General features: G+C 57.4%; 4 protein-coding genes. 3 read left to right on the top strand and 1 reads right to left on the bottom strand.

Going from position 1 to position 3,731, the window contains the following annotated elements; all coding sequences use genetic code 11:
* The first annotated feature begins 682 nt into the window (after positions 1–682).
* Complete coding sequence (locus tag JQ586_RS40035; protein WP_212400122.1) at positions 683–946, top strand: hypothetical protein; 264 nt, start codon at positions 683–685, stop codon at positions 944–946.
* A 77-nt stretch (positions 947–1,023) separates the two neighbouring features.
* On the opposite strand, the gene JQ586_RS40030 is transcribed toward JQ586_RS40035, so the two are convergent.
* On the bottom strand, positions 1,024–1,428 hold the full coding sequence (locus JQ586_RS40030; RefSeq protein WP_212400121.1) for a hypothetical protein: 405 nt from the start codon (positions 1,426–1,428) through the stop codon (positions 1,024–1,026).
* 722 nt (positions 1,429–2,150) lie between these two features.
* Here JQ586_RS40030 and JQ586_RS40025 point away from each other — a divergent pair.
* Positions 2,151–2,522 carry a helix-turn-helix domain-containing protein gene (locus JQ586_RS40025; protein WP_212400120.1) on the top strand — a complete coding sequence of 124 codons (372 nt, stop codon included), beginning with the start codon at positions 2,151–2,153 and terminating at the stop codon, positions 2,520–2,522.
* 690 nt (positions 2,523–3,212) lie between these two features.
* The coding region (locus JQ586_RS40020) for an NYN domain-containing protein (protein ID WP_249148690.1) at positions 3,213–3,731 on the top strand (519 nt) is incomplete at its 3' end.

The following is a 3,731-nucleotide window of genomic DNA, read 5'->3' as shown; positions in this document are numbered from 1 at the left end:
CGATGGCTACACCTGACGCGCCGAGGCTCGTACACCCCATCGATTTAAGCTTTCCCACTCCAACGATCGTAGAAGGTCCAATGCCGGCGCCAGGCCCTTCGCGTCAAAGCCTCCGCTCACTTTGGCGTCGGCTGTTAGGGGCGACCGGACGTAGTCACGCGCACTAGCCCATAGCGATGTCCTCGGGCAACAAAGTTCTCCCGTAGCAGGAGCGTGAACTCAAGGCTTCCGGAAGCCGGGTCTGTTCGCGCTCGTTGACGGAAATGCCGCGATCAGGCCAGTGGCCATCACCGGTCGATAACAGTTCACTCGGGAATCTCGTACGCGAAGGTCACGCTTCAGGATCGCTTTCTGCAGCCGAATTTCGGTTGCTTCCTCGTTCGCGAACATCCTGAGGTGATCCTCCGTGCCACGATCCGTGGCCCCATGGCATGGACCGGATTGCGGGACGGCTGGCAGGCCGGCGACCAGGGTTTCCGTCATCGCGCTTGCCGCGGGGGCCGGTCGAACTGGGCAGCCGGCCTTGCCCGTGTTCATCGCATGCTCCCGACCGTACTACTACGGTCAACCCGCGGATTGCAGGTGTTTGGTCGGATGATAATAATAATGTCTTGGGCCGGGATCACGGGAAATCATAATTCAAATCGTACAAACGTAGTTTCAAACACACTGGACCGCCTTTATGACCAATCAAGTCTTTAACCATAGCAGCGTTGATGCATTCACGTCGTTTACTTACTTCGAAAACGAGGATCCCGCGAACTCGGCGATATTCGTATTCAAGGACAATACTGGCAAGATGTTGATGCTGAGCACCACGTTGAAGATTGCGGCTGAGATGCGGACGCTGCTGAACGAGGCCTTCACGCAAATGGAACAGGCTGATGCCGGGCCGCTTGCTGATCTGTTGACGACAGCGACGGAACCGGCACTGAAGCCGAACTAGTCGCGCAGGCTCATCGTCGGGGCGTGCCTTGAACATGCAACGCTGCGAGCAGTCGTCCCGACGCGATAGTCAGGCGACTAGTTCGGCTTCTGTCCACGATCGGCGGCAGATGACAAAAGAGTCGCCAAGGATCGGGCGTCCGCTTTCTTCATCCGGCCGTGGATTGGATCCGACCGTTCGCCCTCGATGACGATGACAACCTCATCGGGGTTATCCGGCGACGGCGCAGCACTGTAGTATTCTATTCGCTCCGATGATGTCTGCGTCGCGATCGCATGATCGGCATCCTCCATCTGCGAGAATGCTTTGCCGAGAAGGGCGCGCATCTCCGAGGCTACGGTCAGCGCGGTGGTGAGTACCAGCGTTTTGCCGGCAATGTCCTTGAAAACGAACACTGCCGCGTTCGGCGGGTCGCCTTCTTCGAAATACGTGAACGAAACAAACTCGCCAATGCTGAAACTACCGGCAATCGTATCGGCCATGCGCTGCAAATCTCAATTTCATAGCGACCAATATAATAAAAAAACGATTGTAAAGTACTCTACATAAACGGGATTTGCAAACGGGGCCGGGCAAGGCGGCCGAAGCCGGAAGGCCCCGTGTCGCAAAATCTAAGGCCATTCGGACCTTCGCGCACGGATCCTGCGCCGCGCCGAAGGGCCCGGCCGATGACCATGAGGGTTCGCCGTGCGTTGACCGGGATGGGCGGTTTTGGTGTCCTAAGCGAACGTCGAGCAGAGCCTGGGACCGGGCGCTCATCTTGCGCAAGTTCAGCGAACAGTCGGAACCGTGCATTGCGTTGGATGTCGCCGTTGATGGACGAGGTCCGGCTTGTCGTCGGACGGGGTCCGCAGAATGCATTGTCACCGCGCAGGAGGAACCCTCCACCGCGAAGGGACCTCCAAATCCGAGACTCAGAGGTCCACAAAAAATTTTGTCGATTAAAAAATCAACTATTTTTGGTTGCTGAATTTTGATAAAACTACCGGAGCGCTCGAGATCAAGCTGGCCGGTTTTGCTCACCGATCATCAATCCTGGTCTGGGATTATGAGTTTGATCTTGTTGCATGAAAATGGGACTTGCTGCTCGCAGATTACGCTGGTTCTCACGGCACATATTGGAGCCTCGCCTCGTTGCTGCTTCAATGTCGGCGTTGATTCTCATCGGGGACAAAAAGTTAGCTGATACGATAGGAAGTGGACTGTGGCTAAAGCTAAATCAAAACACGACCCGGAATTTTCCGGACGATTGAAGCTCCTCCGGGAGCAGCGCTCGATGAATGTTGCGGAGTTCGCGAAGCTCATCAAGGTCAGCCCTGCTGCTATTTGGCATTGGGAAAACAAGGGCACGGTGCCAAGAAGCGGTACCGTCGGCGTGATCGCCGATGTCTTGGGTGTGAGTCGCTCGTATCTTCAGACAGGCAAGCAATCGAATGGCGAAGTTCAGAATGGCGACACTCGTGATGTCGAAGTTCGCGGCAGCGGCAGGTCGGTCGGAATTGAGCTGAGCCTGGAAGAATTGGTGCGAGCTATCGAGGCCAAGGGCTTTGAAGTGTCCATTAGAACGAGAAGCTGAGCATAGCCGCTGGTGCATCGTGTTGGTCAGGGATGGCGCCGAGCGCCCTTGGCCCGGCTGAGCGGTCGCTGGACCGGTGGGCGGCAAGACGTGGGCCTGATTCTTTCTCGTCCGTGTTGAGATCCACCCCTTTCGTGTGAGCGCCCTTGGCGGGGCGCTCGCCGCTTGAGTCCTCTCCAGCCAGGATTTTATCTTGTTCCCGCGGGGCGACTCCACTTCGCTGGCCGCTTAGAAGTTCCGGGAAAGAGTGAGATTCGAAGGCAGCAAGGTAGGCTTGACCAGGATAACGGAACTCCTGGCGCCGCGTTCGCGCGTATCCAACACCAGGCACTGGTATTCCGTGGTGCCATCGCGACGACGCCGATGATTATGCCGCGCTACCTGCGCAAGCGGCGGCAATCGTCCAGTTCCCACGACAGGACTTGGCTCCGACCGGTGTAAAACTAACGCTCGAGCACCAATAATATTTAATGACGCAATTGGTCGGTTTGTCTGTTCATGCTAGCGTCATACCTGTGGGATGAGTCGAGCTTCCTGTTTTCTTGAAGCCGATCCCATTTGTTCCACGGCCACAGTGGCCAAAGCAAATTGAAATTGCAGCGTCGTTGGACCGCCAAAGTCGTGGACGGCCAGTCTGGTGACCGTCCCGTTCGTCAATGTCATTTTTGCAGTCTATCGTGGGCAATAGCGTTGAGCGACAGAATCGCAATATTTGTTGACGGGCTTAACCTGCACGCGAGCGCCAGAGCGCTCGGTTTCGAGATCGACTACGGCCGCCTGCTTGAACGATTCAAGGGCCAGGGCGCGCTGGTGCGCGCGTTCTACTACGCTGCGCCCGACGAGCAGGAATACTCCTCGATCCGTCCGTTGATCGATTGGCTCGAGTACAACGGCTACAGCGTGGTGAAGAGGGTCAACCGGGGACCAGCATTCGGTGCCGGCGGCCGCAAGCCCAAGAGCGGCATGGAGATTGATCTCGTGGTCAACGCCATGGAACTTGCCGCCCATCTCGACCAGATGGTGCTGTTCTCCGGCGACGGCGGGTTCCGCCGGCTGGTCGAGGCGGTGCAACGTCGCGGCGTACGCGTCACGGTGGTATCAACGGTCGCAAGCCGACCGACGACAACCTCCGACGATCTGCGGCGCCAGGCTGACGCGTTCATCGATCTGGCCGATCTGCGGCTCGAGATCGCGCGCCGTGTTCCTTCC

Source organism: Bradyrhizobium jicamae (assembly GCF_018130215.1).
Classification (GTDB): Bacteria; Pseudomonadota; Alphaproteobacteria; order Rhizobiales; family Xanthobacteraceae; genus Bradyrhizobium; species Bradyrhizobium jicamae_A.
This window is presented reverse-complemented; position numbering and strand designations above follow the sequence as displayed.

Coding starts and splice junctions, on each gene's coding strand:
- JQ586_RS40035 (WP_212400122.1), top strand. CDS start 683: ATGACCAATCAAGTCTTTAACCATAGCAGCGTTGATGCATTCACGTCG.
- JQ586_RS40030 (WP_212400121.1), bottom strand. CDS start 1,428: ATGGCCGATACGATTGCCGGTAGTTTCAGCATTGGCGAGTTTGTTTCG.